10 protein-coding genes and 1 tRNA gene are annotated in these 17052 nt (G+C 32.5%); 5 read left to right on the top strand and 6 right to left on the bottom strand.

What is annotated here, in order from left to right; translation table 11 throughout:
* The 3 genes from infB to rimP form a co-directional block, all read right to left on the bottom strand.
* Positions 1 to 2766: a translation initiation factor IF-2 gene (infB, locus tag KCTC32516_RS05370; protein ID WP_301402535.1), complete on the bottom strand. Its 2766-nt coding sequence runs from the start codon at positions 2764 to 2766 to the stop codon at positions 1 to 3.
* A gap of 91 nt (positions 2767 to 2857) precedes the next feature.
* Positions 2858 to 4114, bottom strand: a complete 1257-nt coding sequence (gene nusA / locus KCTC32516_RS05365; protein ID WP_301402533.1) for a transcription termination factor NusA — start codon at positions 4112 to 4114, stop codon at positions 2858 to 2860.
* Between the two features lie 12 nt (positions 4115 to 4126).
* Complete coding sequence (rimP, locus tag KCTC32516_RS05360) at positions 4127 to 4588, bottom strand: ribosome assembly cofactor RimP (protein ID WP_301402532.1); 462 nt, start codon at positions 4586 to 4588, stop codon at positions 4127 to 4129.
* Positions 4589 to 4750: 162 nt separating this feature from the next.
* Between rimP and KCTC32516_RS05355 the strand changes: the two genes are divergently transcribed.
* On the top strand, positions 4751 to 5578 hold the full coding sequence (locus KCTC32516_RS05355; RefSeq protein ID WP_301402531.1) for a universal stress protein: 828 nt from the start codon (positions 4751 to 4753) through the stop codon (positions 5576 to 5578).
* Between the two features lie 52 nt (positions 5579 to 5630).
* On the opposite strand, the gene KCTC32516_RS05350 is transcribed toward KCTC32516_RS05355, so the two are convergent.
* Positions 5631 to 5702, bottom strand: a tRNA-Gln gene (locus KCTC32516_RS05350).
* 160 nt (positions 5703 to 5862) lie between these two features.
* Here KCTC32516_RS05350 and KCTC32516_RS05345 point away from each other — a divergent pair.
* Together KCTC32516_RS05345 and KCTC32516_RS05340 are read left to right on the top strand one after the other, a co-directional pair.
* Positions 5863 to 8976 (top strand): DUF2723 domain-containing protein, encoded by a 3114-nt coding sequence (locus tag KCTC32516_RS05345; RefSeq protein ID WP_301402529.1) that lies wholly within the window; start codon positions 5863 to 5865, stop codon positions 8974 to 8976.
* Positions 8977 to 8980: 4 nt separating this feature from the next.
* Entirely contained in the window at positions 8981 to 9664 is a 684-nt protein-coding gene (locus KCTC32516_RS05340; protein ID WP_301402528.1) for a polysaccharide deacetylase family protein, read from the top strand.
* Here the strand turns inward: KCTC32516_RS05340 and KCTC32516_RS05335 are convergent.
* Together KCTC32516_RS05335 and KCTC32516_RS05330 are read right to left on the bottom strand one after the other, a co-directional pair.
* Complete coding sequence (locus tag KCTC32516_RS05335; RefSeq protein ID WP_301402527.1) at positions 9661 to 9954, bottom strand: thioredoxin family protein; 294 nt, start codon at positions 9952 to 9954, stop codon at positions 9661 to 9663. The two genes, KCTC32516_RS05340 and KCTC32516_RS05335, sit on opposite strands and share 4 nt — an antisense overlap.
* Before the next feature lie 86 nt (positions 9955 to 10040).
* Positions 10041 to 11264 (bottom strand): metallophosphoesterase, encoded by a 1224-nt coding sequence (locus KCTC32516_RS05330; RefSeq protein WP_301402526.1) that lies wholly within the window; start codon positions 11262 to 11264, stop codon positions 10041 to 10043.
* 303 nt (positions 11265 to 11567) lie between these two features.
* Between KCTC32516_RS05330 and polA the strand changes: the two genes are divergently transcribed.
* The gene (gene polA / locus KCTC32516_RS05325; protein ID WP_301402525.1) at positions 11568 to 14438 is read left to right on the top strand and encodes a DNA polymerase I; all 2871 of its coding nucleotides are present in this window, start codon (positions 11568 to 11570) and stop codon (positions 14436 to 14438) included.
* A gap of 48 nt (positions 14439 to 14486) precedes the next feature.
* A complete protein-coding gene (locus KCTC32516_RS05320; RefSeq protein ID WP_301402524.1) occupies positions 14487 to 16901 on the top strand; it encodes a TonB-dependent receptor in 2415 nt (804 codons plus the stop codon).
* The last annotated feature ends 151 nt before the right edge of the window (positions 16902 to 17052 follow it).

The following is a 17052-nucleotide window of genomic DNA, read 5'->3' as shown; positions in this document are numbered from 1 at the left end:
TTATTTCAATTTTTTCTTCACAGCCACTTCGTGGTATGCTTCAATAACATCACCTTGTTTGATATCATTGTATCCTTTTATTTGAATACCACAATCATATCCTTTAGCAACTTCTTTCACATCATCCTTAAATCGCTTTAATGCTTCTAAAGTTCCTGAATGAACAACAATTCCATCTCTAATAATTCTAATTAAAGAGCTTCTTAAGATTTTACCAGACATCACCATACAACCTGCAATATTACCAACTTTAGAAATTTTATACACTTCTCTAATTTCAACATTTCCGGTAATTTCTTCTTTCATGTCTGGAGAAAGCATTCCTTCCATCGCATCTTTAAGATCGTTAATTGCATCGTAAATAATTGAGTAGTTTCTAATATCTACCTCTTCTTTATCTGCTATAACTCTTGCATTTACTTGTGGGCGAACGTTAAATCCAATTACAATTGCATCAGATGCTGATGCTAATAACACATCAGATTCTGTAATGGCTCCAACTCCTTTATGAATGATATTTACTTGAATTTCATCTGTAGATAATTTCTGGAAAGAATCTGTTAATGCTTCTACAGAACCATCTACATCTCCTTTTAAGATGATGTTTAATTCCTTAAAGTCTCCTAAAGCAATTCTTCTTCCAATTTCGTCTAACGTTAATGTTTTCTGAGTTCTTACAGATTGCTCTCTTTGTAATTGAGAACGTTTAGATGCAATTTGTTTTGCTTCTCTTTCGTCTTCAAACACATTGAATTTATCTCCAGCTTGTGGCGCGCCATCTAAACCTAATATAGATACTGGTGTTGATGGTTTTGCTTCTGTTAAGTTGGTTCCTTTATCATCGAACATGGCTTTTACTTTACCACTGTTTTTACCAGCTAGCATGTAATCGCCTATTTTTAAAGTTCCGGCTTGTACTAAAATTGTAGTAACATACCCTCTACCTTTATCTAATAAAGCTTCAACAACTGCACCAGTTGCTAATTTATTTGGATTTGCTTTTAATTCTAAAACCTCTGCTTCTAATAAAACTTTTTCTAATAACTCTGGAATTCCTTCTCCGGTTTTAGCAGAAATATCTTGCGATTGAATATTTCCTCCCCATTCTTCTATTAATAAATTCATCGCAGACAATTGTGTTTTTACATTATCTGGATTTGCATTTGGTTTATCAATCTTATTGATTGCAAATATGATTGGAACTCCTGCTGCTTGCGCATGAGAAATTGCCTCTTTAGTTTGCGGCATCACATCATCGTCTGCTGCAACTACAATAATTACTAAATCTGTAACTTGAGCTCCACGAGCACGCATTGCCGTAAAGGCTTCGTGACCAGGAGTATCTAAAAATGCTATTTTTTGATCTCCAACCTTTACAGAATACGCACCAATATGTTGTGTAATTCCTCCAGATTCTCCTTCAATAACATTTGCTTTTCTAATATAATCTAATAAAGATGTTTTACCGTGATCTACGTGACCCATCACCGTAATAATTGGCGCACGCGTTTCTAAATCTTCTGGTTTATCTTCAACTTCAACTACAGCTTCTTCAACTTCTGCTCCAACAAATTCTACCTTGTAGTTAAATTCTTCTGCAACAATTACCAATGTTTCAGCATCTAAACGCTGATTCATTGTTACCATCATCCCTAAAGACATACATGCCGAAATGATATCAGTAACAGGAACATCCATCATAGTTGCAACTTCACTTACGGTAACAAATTCTGTTGCTTTTAAGATTTTACTTTCTGCAGCAGCTAGTTCTTGATCTACTTCTGACTGATGTCTGTGTTGATCTCTTTTATCTCTTCTATATTTTGCTCCTTTTCCTTTACTAGATTTTCCTTGAAGCCTTTCTAACGTTTCACGTACTTGCTTTTGAACTTCTGCCTCTGTTGGTTCTTCTTTCTTTACAGCTGGTCTTGCAGGACCTCTTCCCTTAAACCCTCCTCTATTATTTCCGCCAGCAGATCTTCCAGGATTGTTTCTAGCGTTATTTGCTGGCTTAACAATTCTTTTTCTTTTCTTTTTATCAGCAGCAGCATTTTTAGCCGCCGGTTTTGTTTCTGGCTTCTTCTTTTTAGGCTTTTCGAATTGCTTTAAGTCAATTTTTTGACCCGTAATTCTTGGCCCGTCTAATTTTTTATATTGCGTCGTAAGTTTTTCGGCATTTTCTGCGGTAATTTCTTCTTCTACAACAGGAGCAACTTCTTCTTTTACTACTTTTTTAACCTCCTTAATTTCTTTTACTTCTTTTACAACAGGTTTTTCTTCTTTTACTTTTTCTTCTGCCTTTGGTTGTTCTTTCTCTTCTGTTTTCTTTTCAACAGGTTTCTCTTCTTTTACAGCTGGCTTCTCAACAGGTTTTTCGGCTTCTGGTTTTGGTTGCTTTTTAGTAGCAGGCGGATTGATATCAATCTTACCAACAGTTTTAACCTCCACTTTTTCAGCTTTCGCTTTTAAGACTTCTCTTTTAGCTTCTTCTTCTAAACGTTTTTTCTCAAGTTTAGCTTCTAACTCTAATCTTATGGCTTCTTTTTCTTTTCTCTTTTCTTCTCCTACCTCTTTTGAAGCTGCTTTTTTAGTTTTGTCTGTTTGAAAACCATCCAGTAAAACTTGATACACATCACCAGATATTTTAGTAGTTGGACGCGCGTCTATTTCGTGCCCATTTTTTGATAAATGTTCTACTGCTCTATCTAGAGAGATGTTTAATTCTCTTAAAACTTTATTAAGCCTCATTGTTTTGCCTTCAGCCATATATTTTTACTATTTTGCTTTTAAAGAAAACACACTTTATACACTGTATAGTTATATTCTCAGAATAATTTATGCTTTTCAGATTGATCTATTAATCTTCAAATTCGTCTTTTAATATTCTTTGAACTTCTAGAATTGTTTCCTCTTCCAAATCTGTTCTTTTCAGTAATTCTGCTACATCTTTTTCTAAGACGCTTCTTGCAGTATCTAAACCTATTTTTTTCAATTCGTCAATTACCCATCCTTCGATTTCATCACCAAATTCTGTTAATTCAACATCTTCATCTTCTATCCCTTCTCGTTGCACATCAATTTCATAACCAGTCAATTGACTAGCTAAACGAATGTTTACACCGCCTTTACCAATTGCTTTAGAAACTTCTTCTGGTTTTAAGAATACATTTACACGTCCTTTTTTACCATCTATAACCTCTTCTGCTGGTTTGATTTCCATTGAAACAATTTTTGCTGGACTTAATGCTCTAGCTATATATAATTGTTCGTTTTTTGTATAATTTATGACATCAATGTTTTCATTTCCTAATTCACGAACAATTCCATGAATACGAGATCCTTTCATTCCAACACAAGCTCCAACAGGATCTATTCTATCGTCATAAGAATCTACAGCTACTTTTGCTTTTTCGCCAGGAATTCTTGCAACACCTTCAATGGTAATCAATCCGTCAAAAACTTCTGGAATTTCTTGTTCAAATAATTTCACTAAAAACTCTGGAGATGTTCTTGATAAAATGATCGCCGGTTTTGTTCCTCTTAATTCTACCGTTTTAATAACACCTCTAACAGAATCTCCTTTTCTAAAAAAGTCTGAACGAATTTGTTCACTTTTAGGCAATACCAATTCGTTTCCTTCATCATCAAGTAAAATTACTGCATTATGACGAATATGATGCACTTCTGCACTATAAATTTCTCCTTCTAAATCTTTAAATTGTTTAAAGATGTTTGTGCTATCGTGCTCTTGAATTTTTGAAATCAAATTCTGACGCAATGCTAAAATAGCTCTTCTACCTAAATCAATTAATTTTACTTCTTCAGATACATCTTCACCAATCTCAAAATCTGGTTCAATTTTTCTAGCTTCAGTTAGTTCTATTTCTTCATTATCGTCTTCTGACATTTCATCTGCAACCACAACTCTATTTCTCCAAATCTCTAAATCTCCTTTATCTGGATTGATAATGATATCAAAATTATCATCTGATCCAAATTTACGTTTCAGTGCAGCTCTAAAAACTTCTTCTAAAATAGACATTAATGTTACTCTGTCTATACTTTTATTGTCTTTAAACTCTGAAAATGAATCAATTAAATCTATATTTTCCATTCAACTCTTTTATTAAAAAATTATCTTCACTTTTGCTTCAATTATATCTTGATAAGCTATTTTTTCTGTTTTATCAACAGTCACTTTTCCTTTACCAACAGGCTTTGGTTCTCTTGCTTTCCAAGACAATACTATATCTTCTTTATTTACTTCTATTAAAGTTCCTTCAATTTTTTTATCATTTAACTTAACAGTTATTATTCTATTAAGGTTTTTAAGATACTGTCTTTTAACTTTTAATGGCTCTGCAATATCTGGAGAAGTAACTTCTAACGCAAAATCTTCTTCTTCTCTATCAAAGCTACTCTCAATACTTTTATTGATTCTAATACATTCGCTTAAAGAAATTCCTTCATCACCATCAACGACAACCTGAATTTTGTTTCCTGGTAAAAAAGACAATTCAATTAAATATAAAGATTGGTTTTCTGCCAATGCTTCCTCTAATAAATCTTGTACTTTTTTTTTATTCATTTTTGATATAAAAAGAGGGGCTTATAGCCCCCTTCATTCTTCTTTTACGTTATTTTCGGTGCAAATATACTAACTTATTAATAAATACCCAAATAGCTTAGGGTTAAATATTTTTTTTGTATATTTATGAACCTCTTGTAGTGTTTTTTAAAATTTTTCAAGATGAAAAAAATTCTAGTTCCTATAGATTTTTCTGTACAGTCTGAGTATGCAATGAAGTTAGTTTCAAAAATAACAAATGAAACCGAAATCGAAGTACATCTTTTACATTTATTAGAACTCCCAAAGGGTCATGTAGACATGGGTTCTGGTAGTAATTTTGGCATACCACAAAGTATGTTCTATATTCAAAAAATAAAAGAAAAAATCAGCAAGCTTAAAAAAGAGTTTTTTAGCACCGACACAAAAGTGAAGTATGCAATACGTTTTGAGAAACCAGCTGAAGGTATTTTAAAATTTAGCAAAAAAATAAACGCTGATTTAATTCTAATGGGCTCTAAAGAGAGAACAATTTTTGACGAATTATTAATTAGCTCGAATATTAAAAGGGTGGTTCGCGAATCTAAAGCGCCCATTTTAGTTGTTAAAAACGACCCTCAAGACTTTAATATTAAAGAATTGGTTTTTGCATCTAACTTTAATGAAGAAGACAGAAAATCTTTCGAAGTTTTATTAAATTTTTCACAAAAATTTGAAAGTAAAATACATTTATTGAATGTAAATACAATGAATCGATTTAAAAGCACAAAAAAGGCGAGACAAAAAATGGAAAGTTTTTTAAGCGCCTATCAAGACCCTAAACATTCTATTAATGTATACAATGATGATTCTGTAGAAAATGGTATCTTAAATTTTTCTAAAGAAATAAATGCCGATTTAATTGCGCTTTCTACTCATGAAAGAAGTGGACTTTTTAGATTATTCAACAAAAGCATTAGCAAAAGTCTTTCTAAAAGCTCTTTAAAACCAGTTATTACTTTCTTAATTTAAAAGATAAAAAACATAAAATGAAAAACCTCACTATAGATAGTGAGGTTTTTTGTTGGCCTACAAGGACTCGAACCTTGAATGTCGGTACCAAAAACCGGTGTGTTACCAATTACACCATAGGCCAATTTCGGCTGCAAATTTAATTCAAACTTTTAATACTACAAATATTTTCTTTGTTTTTTTATTTTTAACAAATTTTTATTACACTAAATTGCTAGTTACCATCTTCTAGAAACTTAAAATTACTTATAAATTACTAAATTCGCCACATATCTTTAAATTTAATGATGACAGATTCTACATACAAAAAATGGAACACAATTACTGGTTGGGTTATTTTTGCTATTGCATTAACAACATACACCTTAACAAGAGAGCCAACAGTGAGTGCTTGGGATTGTGGGGAATATATCTCTACCGCAGTAAAATTAGAAGTTGGTCATCCGCCAGGGGCACCATTATTTCAAATGTTAGGAGCCTTTTTTGCAATGTTTACTAGCGAATTAAGTGGAATTGCTAAAATGGTGAACTTTATGTCTGCTTTAGCAAGTGCATTTACCATTTTATTTATGTTTTGGACCATTACCAATTTGGCTAAAAAAATGACCTCTAAAGAGGATGAATCATCTTTATCTAACACTATTGCTATTCTTGGTTCTGGAGTTGTTGGTGCTTTAGCCTATACTTTTTCTGATAGTTTCTGGTTTAGTGCTGTAGAAGGGGAAGTCTACGCAATGTCTTCCTTCTTAATGGCAGTTTTGTTTTGGCTGGGTTTAAAGTGGGAAAACGAAATGCATTTACCAAGAGGAAATAAATGGTTACTTCTTATTAGTTTTGTCGTAGGTTTATCATTTGGAGTGCACATCTTATCATTATTGGTGATTCCTGCAATTGTACTATTGTATTTCTTTAAAACATATCATACAATAACCATAAAAACCACCGCAATTGCAACCGTTATTTCTGTAATAATTTTAGCTTTTGTCTTTAAATTTTTATTTCCGTACACCTTACAATTTTTCAGTTCAACAGAAATATTTTTTGTAAACTCAATAGGGTTACCATTTAATTCTGGAAGTATTATTGCAGCAATTATACTCCTTGCAGCTTTTTACTTTGGAATAAAATATACGCGCAAAAACAATAAAGTACATTTAAACACACTTATTTTATCTATTTTATTTATCATGATGGGCTTTTCATCGTGGTTAATGTTGCCAATTAGAGCAAATGCGGATACGACTATCAACGAAAATAATCCGTCAAGCGCAAGAGAGTTACTAGCATATTATAATAGAGAACAATATGGCGATGCCAATGTTTTTTACGACACCTATTACTCTATCAAATACAATACAGACGATTTAGATAAAACCAAACCTTATGTAGATGGGAAACCTAAATATGAAAAGGATTTAAAAAACGAAAAATATGTTATTGTAAACAACTACAAAAACACCGTGCCTAATTATTCGTCAAAACACAAAGGATTTATCCCAAGAATGGTAGATCCGGAAAGAGAGGCAAATTACAAAACCATTGTTGGCATTCCTGCAAAATCTAAACGAAGACCAACTTTTGGAGAAAACTTGCATTTTATGTTCAGTTTTCAATTTGGTTATATGTATGGGCGTTATTTTATGTGGAATTTTGTGGGGAAACAAAACGACAAACAAGGACAGTTAGATATATTTAACGGAAACTGGATTAGCGGAATTAATTTTATTGACGAAGCCAGATTGGGTTCTCAAAAAAATTTACCAGACGATGTTAAAGAAAATAAAGGAAGAAATAAATATTATTTTTTACCACTAATCCTAGGAATTATCGGCTTGTTATATCAAATAAAATTTGATAAGAAAAATTTCTATGCCCTCTTTTTATTCTTTGCATTTACCGGTTTTGCTGTTATCTTTTACACAAATCCAAAATCTTTTGAAGTTAGAGAACGAGATTATGCCGTCGTTGGTTCCTTTTACATTTTTGCTATTTGGATTGGTTTTGGCGTATTTGCCTTGTATCAATATTTAAAACATTTAGGAAACAAAAAAATGATTGCAACTTCAGTTTTTCTAATTTCATTATTAGCTGTTCCTACTTTAATGGCAACAGAAAACTGGGATGATCACGATAGATCTAATCGGTATACAACTCGTTTAAACGCACAAGCCTATTTAGAATCTTGTGATCCCAATGCTATTATGTTTACTATTGGCGATAACGATACTTTTCCGCTTTGGTATATGCAAGAAGTAGAAGGAATTCGAAGAGATATTAAATTAGTAAACACCAGTTTATTTGCTACAGATTGGTACATCGATCAAATGAAAAGAGCAACGTATGAAGCTCCGCCAATTCCATCGCAATTAACGCATGATAAATACAAAACGGGTTCTTTAGATGTTGCCTATCATGTACCTCATCCTCAATTTAAAGATTCAATTATCGGAATTAAAAATTTTATGAGATGGATAGCAAGCGACAATCCTGTTACTTATTATGATACAGGAGAAGAAAAGCTAAAAACATACCCAACCAACAAAATTAGAATTCCTGTCAACAAAGAAAATGCATTAAAAAGCGGAATTGTTGATGCAAAAGATGCTGATAAAATGGTTGATTATATTGACATTACTGTTGATGCAAGAGGCTTGACGAAAAATCGAATTTTAATGTTAGACATTCTAGCAAATTTTGATTGGAAACAACCTATTTATTTTACAGGTGGCGCAAATGATGATGGAGAATATATTTGGTTAAAAGATTTTTTACAATTAGACGGAATGGCATTTAAATTGGTTCCAATAAAAACACCAATGATTGAAGTTGATGCTGCTGGAAATAAGATTAGAGAGCGAAATATGTTTGATATGGGAAGAATCGATTCTGAAAAAATGTACAACAATATTCAGAAATTAGAATGGAGAAACATCAATAGTGGTAAAATTTATATTGATGAGCAGACACGTAAAAATGCCATCTCGTTACGTAATAATATGTTGCGTTTGGCAGAAACTTTTGCTGATGAAAAAAACTTTGAAAAAGCAGAAGAAATTCTAGATTTATCTTTAGAAAAAATGCCAATTGAAAAATTTGATCATTATAGCATTGCTTTAGGATATCCAGAAATTTACTATCAAATTGGCAAGCAAGAAAAAGCAAGAAAAACTGCTGAAACACTTATTAAAATACTGCAACAAAAATTACTTTGGTACAGTACTTTTGATAACAAGTTTAATAGTGTAATTATAGATGAATTACAAAACGTTTTATTAATGTATAAAAGAGGTGTTTTAGAACAAGTTGCTACAAGTGATAAAGACACTGTCTATGTTAAAAAACTACAGCAAGATTTTATGAGTTCTATGAAGTTATTTGACCATTTAATGGAAGAGTAAGTTTATGAAATTTTATCTTACAAAAACGCCACGCATAATTCAACAAATTTTTAAGAATTATACGTGGTGTTTTTCTTCGGATAAAAAAGAAATTTTTCTCACTTTTGATGATGGTCCAACACCAGAAATCACCGAATTTGTTTTGTCAAAATTAAAAAAGCACAATGCAAAAGCTACCTTTTTTTGTATTGGTAAAAACATACAAAATCATCCTGAAATTTTTAACAAAATTATAGCAGAAAAACATGTTGTTGGCAACCACACGCAAAATCATTTAAATGGTTTAAAGCATAAAAAAATTAACTATTTAGAAAATGTTGTTTCGTGTGAGAATGTCATTTCGAGTACTTCGACTTCGCTCAGCACAGGCTCTGTTGAGAAATCTGCAAACTCTAAAACTCCAGGCTCAAAGCTTTTTCGTCCGCCGTACGGAAAAATAAAAAAATCACAGGCAAAAGAAATCCTAAAAAAAGGCTATACAATTATTATGTGGGATGTGTTGAGTGCAGATTTTGATACTTCTATTTCTAAAGAGAAATGCTTAGAAAACGTATTAAAAAACACTACAAACGGAAGCATTATTGTTTTTCATGACAGCAAAAAAGCAGTAGAAAAACTAATATACGTATTGCCAAAAGTGTTGGACTATTTTTCTGAGAAAGGATTTGTTTTTAAAACAATTGCTTAAACGTATTGTTGCACCAAACCAATCAAAGTATTGGCATCTTGCTCACCCGTTTGGCGCCATTTCATTTCGCCATTTTTATAAATCATAAAAGTTGGATTTCCTTTTACACGCAACGTATCTGCAAGAATTTCGTTCTTTTTAATATCTATTTTAATCACTTTCGCTTTATCTCCTAACGCAGCAGCTACATCCTTCAACGTATCAAGGTTGTTTTCTTCATCGTTCCAATCAAAATAAAAGTCTATTAAAACTGGTTTTTTTACATTAATTAACTCTCCAAATTTTGTCATAATCCATAAGTTTTAGGGGGAAAAACATATTAGTCAACTATTTGTTATATTACAAATATAACATTTTTGATTAAATCTACTGATTATCAAGCTTTTTTCAATTCAATAACAGTAATTTCTGGCCAAATTCCAACTCTACCCGGAAAAGCATGATATCCAAATCCGCGATTTACATTGATATATCTTCCAAATTCTTGATACAAACCAGCCCATTGTTTATACACATATTTTGATGGACTCCATTTTATCCAACCCGGAATTTCAATTCCCATTTGCAAACCATGTGTGTGTCCACTTAACGTGAGTTGATAATTAAAATCATCGTTTTTTACTTTATATTCCCAATGACTTGGATCGTGCGACATTAATATTTTAAAATCTTCTTTTTGGATGCCAGTAGCCGCTCGCTGCAAATCTCCAGCTTGATTAAATCCTTTTCCCCAATTTTCTACACCAATCAACGCAATTTTTTGTCCATTTTTTTCTAAATACCTGTTTTCATTGCACAACAAATCGAAACCAATTTTTTGATGAACATCTTTTACTGCTTCAAAATTTGCTGCTTTCGCTGCTGAACTTTCCCAATCGTTATAATCTCCATAATCATGGTTTCCTAAAATTGAAAACTTTCCTTCTTTGGCTTCTAATTTATCAAAAACGTCAATCCAATTGTCCATTTCATGTGCTTTATTATTTATTATATCACCTGTAAACAACATCAAATCCGATTTTTGTTGATTGATTAAATCTACACCATATTGTATTTTTTCTTTGTTGGTAAAACTCCCAGAATGAATGTCTGAAATTTGAGTAATCGTGTATCCGTCAAATGCTTCAGGTAAATCTTTAAAACGCAATTGGTATTTTAAGACTTTGTAATTGTATTTTCCTTGAATCATCCCGTAAATAAAGGAAGCAAATGGAATTGCCGCCAAGCCTAAAGCGAGTTGAGAAATAAATTTTCTTCTACTCGCTAATGGACGCGTTTCATTGCTTGAAATTGCAGAAAACAATTTTAAAATCCATCTATAAATGTCTTCCCCAAAAAGCACCAAAATGATGACCAATTTCGGAATTAAAACAGTCAACATAAAACCAACTGCCCATTGAAATTGCGACGTTTGACCTTCAGTTCTATCATACGTTAAAAAAACGTAAAAGAAATTTATGTACACAGCCAAACTAACAACCAACCAAGAATAGCGAATGGTTTTATTCTTTGTAATGGTTTTTATCGCTTGGAAAGCATAAAATTCTATAACAAAAATTATGAGTAAAATAATGAGTACTCGAATAAACCAACGCGACATATATACTTGTTTAAAAAAATCTCACAAATATAACGGATAGTTGCTGAATGAATTTTAACGTCGTGTTAAAATTTCTCTTATATTTAAATCAGAATTACAATTATCAATTGTTTTTTAATGAACCACTAAAAAACAAATTTCTCTTTCGGTTTATGTACTTCGTTTTTTTTAATGCTTGTTACCGCTAGATTACATAGAGCTTTCAAAAAGATTTTAATCCATCATTTTTTTACAAATTGCATTTTAAATAATTGGCGTTAAACGCATAAGTTTTTGTAGATTTATCACTTCAATATTTTTACAATGTCAGATCAAAAAAGAGTTTTTTTAGTAGATGCTTTTGCATTAATTTTTCGTGGTTATTACGCCTTAATTAAAAACCCAAGAATTAATAGCAAAGGAATGGATACCTCTGCAATTATGGGTTTTATGAATTCGTTATTGGATGTCATAAAACGCGAAAGACCAGATCATTTAGCTGTTTGTTTTGACAAAGGCGGAAGTGCAGACAGAGTAGAGATGTTTGAAGCCTACAAAGCCAATAGAGACGAAACTCCAGAGGCCATAAAAATTGCGGTTCCGTATATTCAAGAAATCTTAAAAGCCATGCACATACCAATTATGGTAAAAGAAGGTTTTGAAGCTGATGATGTCATCGGAACACTTTCTAAACAAGCAGAAAAAGAAGGATATCAAACTTTTATGGTAACTCCTGATAAAGATTTTGCACAGTTGGTTTCAGAAAATATTTTTATGTACAAACCGCGTTTTGGTGGTGGTTATGATATTTGGGGTGTTCCGGAAGTACAAGAAAAATTTGAAGTTACAGATCCATTACAAGTCATTGATTTTTTAGGAATGATGGGTGATTCTTCTGATAACATTCCAGGTTTACCTGGCGTTGGAGAAAAAACGGCAAAAAAGTTTTTAGCAGCATACGGTTCTATGGAAAACTTGCTAGCAAACACACACGAGCTAAAAGGAAAAATGAAAGAGAAAGTAGAAGGTGCTAAAGAATTAGGTTTGCTCTCTAAAAAGTTAGCCACAATTATGTTGGATGTTCCTGTAACTTTTAATGCGAAAGATTTTGAACTCGACCAACCAGATATTGAAAAAGTTACAGCGCTTTTTAACGAATTAGAGTTTAGAAATTTATTGGTCAACTTTACTAGAACGTTTGCTGTTGAAAATGCAGAAAAAGTAAATTCTGTAGAAAAATCGACAAAAACTACTGAATCAGAAACTGAAGAACAACCAAAAGTTGTGAAAAAATCTTCGAATGCAAATGCAGATGGACAATTCGATTTGTTTGCTGCTCCAGGAACTGGAAGTGTTTCTGAAGCCGAAGTTGCATCAGGATTTAAAACCATCGCAACAACCAATCATTTTTACCAACATATCGATTCGCCTTTGGCTAGAAAAATGTTGCTAAAAAAATTAATGCAACAAACATCGGTTTGTTTTGATACCGAAACTACAGGTTTAAAAGCCTTGGAAGTTGAGCTTATCGGAATCGCATTTTCATACGAAATCGGAAAAGGATATTATGTATCGTTTCCAGAAAACCAAGAGGAAACAGCAACTATTTTAGAAGAATTCCGCCCGTTTTTTGAATCTGAAGAAATTGAAAAAATTGGTCATAATTTAAAATATGATATTAAAGTATTATCGAATTATCAAATGCCTGTAAAAGGGAAATTGTTTGACACGATGATTGCGCATTATTTAATCAACCCAGACATGCGCCATAATATGGATATGTTGGCAGAAACGTACTTGAATTATCAACCCGTTTCGATTACAGAATTGATTGGTAAAAAAGGAAAAAATCAACTTACAATGCGTGTTGTTCCTATTGCAGAACAAACAGAATATGCGGTAGAAGATGCAGATATCACTTTGCAATTAAAAGAACATTTTACCAAAGAATTAGAAAGCGGAAATGTCACCAAATTGTTTAACGAAATTGAAACTCCATTGGTTTCTGTACTTACTGCAATGGAAATTGAAGGAATCAATATCAATTCTGAATTTTTAAATGGATTGTCTGCTGAGTTGACAAAAGATATTAATCGTTTAGAAAAAAGTGTGTACGAACAAGCTGGAGAAGAATTTAATTTAGCATCGCCAAAGCAATTGGGAATTGTGTTGTTTGAAAAACTAAAATTGGTTGATAAACCTAAAAAAACCAAAACGGGTCAGTATGCAACTTCAGAAGATATTTTAAGTTACTTGGCAAAAGAGCATCAAATTATTAGAGATATTTTAGAATTTCGTCAGTATAAAAAACTGCAAAGCACCTATGTTGATGCGCTGCCAAATGAAGTAAATCCAAAAACAGGAAGAATTCATACAGTCTATGCACAAGCAGTTGCTGCAACTGGCCGATTGAGTTCTAACAATCCTAATTTACAGAACATTCCGATTCGGACAGAACGTGGACGAGAAGTCAGGAAAGCATTTATTCCGCGTGATAAAAATCATGTATTATTAGCGGCAGATTATTCTCAAATTGAATTGCGAATTATCGCTTCTTTAAGTGAAGAAGAAACGATGATTCAAGCTTTTAAAAACGGCGAAGATATTCACGCTTCAACGGCTGCAAAAGTATTTAATGTTCCTTTGGATGAAGTTACTCGCGAACAACGTAGTAATGCAAAAACAGTAAATTTCGGAATTATTTATGGGGTTTCAGCTTTTGGTTTGAGCAATCAAACAGATTTGTCTAGAAGTGAAGCAAAAGAATTGATTGACACCTATTACGAAACTTATCCAAAGTTAAGAAGTTACATGTCTTCTTTGGTCGATTTTGCTAGAGATAATGGTTATGTAGAAACAGTTTTAAAAAGACGTCGTTATTTAAAAGACATCAATTCTAGAAACGCGGTGGTACGAAATGCGGCGGAACGAAATGCAGTAAATGCGCCCATTCAAGGTTCTGCTGCAGATATTATTAAACTCGCAATGATAAACATCTACAGACGTTTTGAAAAAGAAAATTTCAAGTCTAAAATGTTGTTACAAGTGCATGATGAATTGGTTTTTGACGCACATAAAGACGAGTTAAAAATCATCAAACCAATTATCAAAGAAGAAATGGAAAATGCTTTTAAAATGGCTGTTCCGTTAGATGTTGAAATCGGAATTGGCAAAAATTGGTTGGAAGCGCATTAATCCTTTTGAAAATAAAAAAATCAATTAACTTCTGAAGAAAATTTTATAATGAAAAAAATGATATTATCATATTGGTTATTTATTGGTATAATTGCTATTGCCAATGCTCAAATAGTAACCATAACAGATGCTGAAGATGGAAGCCCGTTAGAATTTGTTACTTTATCTCATATATCAACTCATACATTTGCAACAACAAATGCAAAAGGACAAGCAGCTATTTCAGAACTAAACGGATTAGAAAACATAGAAATACGTTTGCTCGGTTATAAAACACTTGTAAAAAGTTATGATCAAATCCAACAATCTAATTTTAAAATTCAATTAGAAGCAACAAATATAAGTCTAGATCAAGTGGTGATTTCTGCCTCAAGATGGCGACAATCGTCTAGCAACATCCCCATAAAAATAGCGACAATTTCTGCGAAAGATATTGCTTTTCAAAATCCGCAAACTGCTGCAGATTTATTAAGTGTTTCCGGGAAAGTGTATGTTCAAAAAAGTCAACAAGGAGGCGGAAGCCCAATGATTAGAGGTTTTGCTACAAACCGTCTTTTATATACTGTTGATGGAGTGCGAATGAATACCGCAATTTTTAGAGGCGGGAACCTACAAAATGTAATTAATATTGATCCGTTTGCTACAGAAAAAACAGAAGTTTTATTTGGTCCAGGTTCGGTAATTTATGGTAGTGATGCAATTGGTGGTGTTATGAGTTTTCAAACCTTAACTCCACAAGAATCACTGTCAGATAAAACCTTAATAACAGGAAAAGCCATTACTCGTTTTTCGAGCGCAAACAACGAACAAACTCAGCATTTTGATGTAAATGTTGGATGGAAAAAATGGGCAATAGTTACCAGTTTAAGTTCTTGGAATTACGGTCATTTACGGCAAGGAAGTCATGGTCCAAAAGACTATATTAAAGATATTTATGTTGAAAGACAAGGAAATACAGATGTAATTATTACACAACAAGATCCGTTACTTCAAATTCCAACTGCGTATTCTCAAATAAACATGATGCAAAAAATTAGATTTACACCTAATGAAAAATGGGATTTACAATTTGGGTTTCATTATTCAGAAACATCACCTTACGGAAGATACGATCGTAATAATCGTTTTAAAAACGGAACTTTGCGTTATGCCGAATGGTCTTATGGACCACAAAAATGGATCATGAATAATTTATCTATCAATTATAAAGTACCGACTACTTTATATGATGAAATGAGCTTACGTTTGGCACAACAATTTTTTGAAGAAAGCAGAATGGATCGCTCTTTAAATAAAAATAATCGCTCTATCAATACAGAAAATGTTGAAGCGTATTCTGTAAATTTAGATTTCACCAAAGTATTCAGTGAAAAACACACGTTTTTTTACGGTACCGAATATATTTTTGATGATGTGAAATCTGTTGGGGTAGTAAGCGATCTTTCAACCGACACTGAAACTACTGGACCTTCAAGATATCCAAATGCTACTTGGAGTTCGTTTGCTGTCTATGTAAATGATGAATTTAAAGTTTCAGAGAAGTTTACAGCATCGGCAGGATTAAGATACAATCAATTTGCAATTGATGCCGATTTTACCAACAATCTAGCTTTTTATCCTTTCCCTTTTTCTAAGGCAAAATTAAACAAAGAATCTTTTACAGGAAGTATTGGCGGCGTATATCGTCCTTCAAAAAGCTTCGTTTTAAGCGCAAACTTTGGTACTGCTTTTCGTTCTCCAAATATTGATGATATTGGTAAAGTTTTTGACTCAGAAGCTGGTGGTGTAACCGTTCCTAATCCAGATCTTGAAGCTGAATATGCTTATAATATTGATGTAGGAATTGCGAAAGTTTTTAACGATGTTGTAAAAGTTGATGTAACTGGTTATTACACCAAATTACAAAACGCAATGGTAAAAAGAGATTTTAAACTAAATGGTTTAAGTCAGATTATGTACGACGGACAATTAAGTCAGGTACAAGCAATTCAAAATGCCGCTGTCGCAAATGTGTATGGAGTTCAGGCTGGTTTAGAAATTAAATTTCCTGCCGGATTTAGTTTTTCTACAGATTTGAATTACCAAGTTGGAGAAGAAGAATTAGACGACGGAAGCACAAGTCCATCTAGACATGCTGCTCCGTTTTATGGTATTTCTCGTTTAAATTTTAATGCCAACAAATTGCATTTACAACTTTATGCAACCTATATGGCAGAACGCAAGTTTGAAGATTTACCTTTTGGAGAAAAAAGTAAAGTAGAATTGTATGCTAAAGACGGCAATGGTAATAATTATGCGCCTGCATGGCAAACGTTTAATATAAAAGCAAATTACAATATTTCTAAAAATTTTACAGTTAGCTCTGGAATTGAAAACCTTTTAGATACACGTTATCGCCCCTATAGTTCTGGTATTTCTGCTCCAGGCAGAAATCTTATTTTTTCGTTAAGAGCTAATTTTTAATCGTTTGTAAAAACAAAAAGTATTAGCGGAATTCTTTTGTTTGTCACTACAATTCTTACTGTACTTTGTCGTTGGTTTTAAGAATTGTAGTGCAAATAATGTTATCTTTAAAATTCAACACAGCAACCTATTTTAAATGAACCATTCTTCT

The organism is Polaribacter huanghezhanensis, assembly GCF_030444335.1.
Classification (GTDB): Bacteria; Bacteroidota; Bacteroidia; order Flavobacteriales; family Flavobacteriaceae; genus Polaribacter; species Polaribacter huanghezhanensis.
The sequence above is the reverse complement of the archived record's forward strand: the minus strand, read 5'-3'. Positions and strand labels throughout refer to the sequence as shown.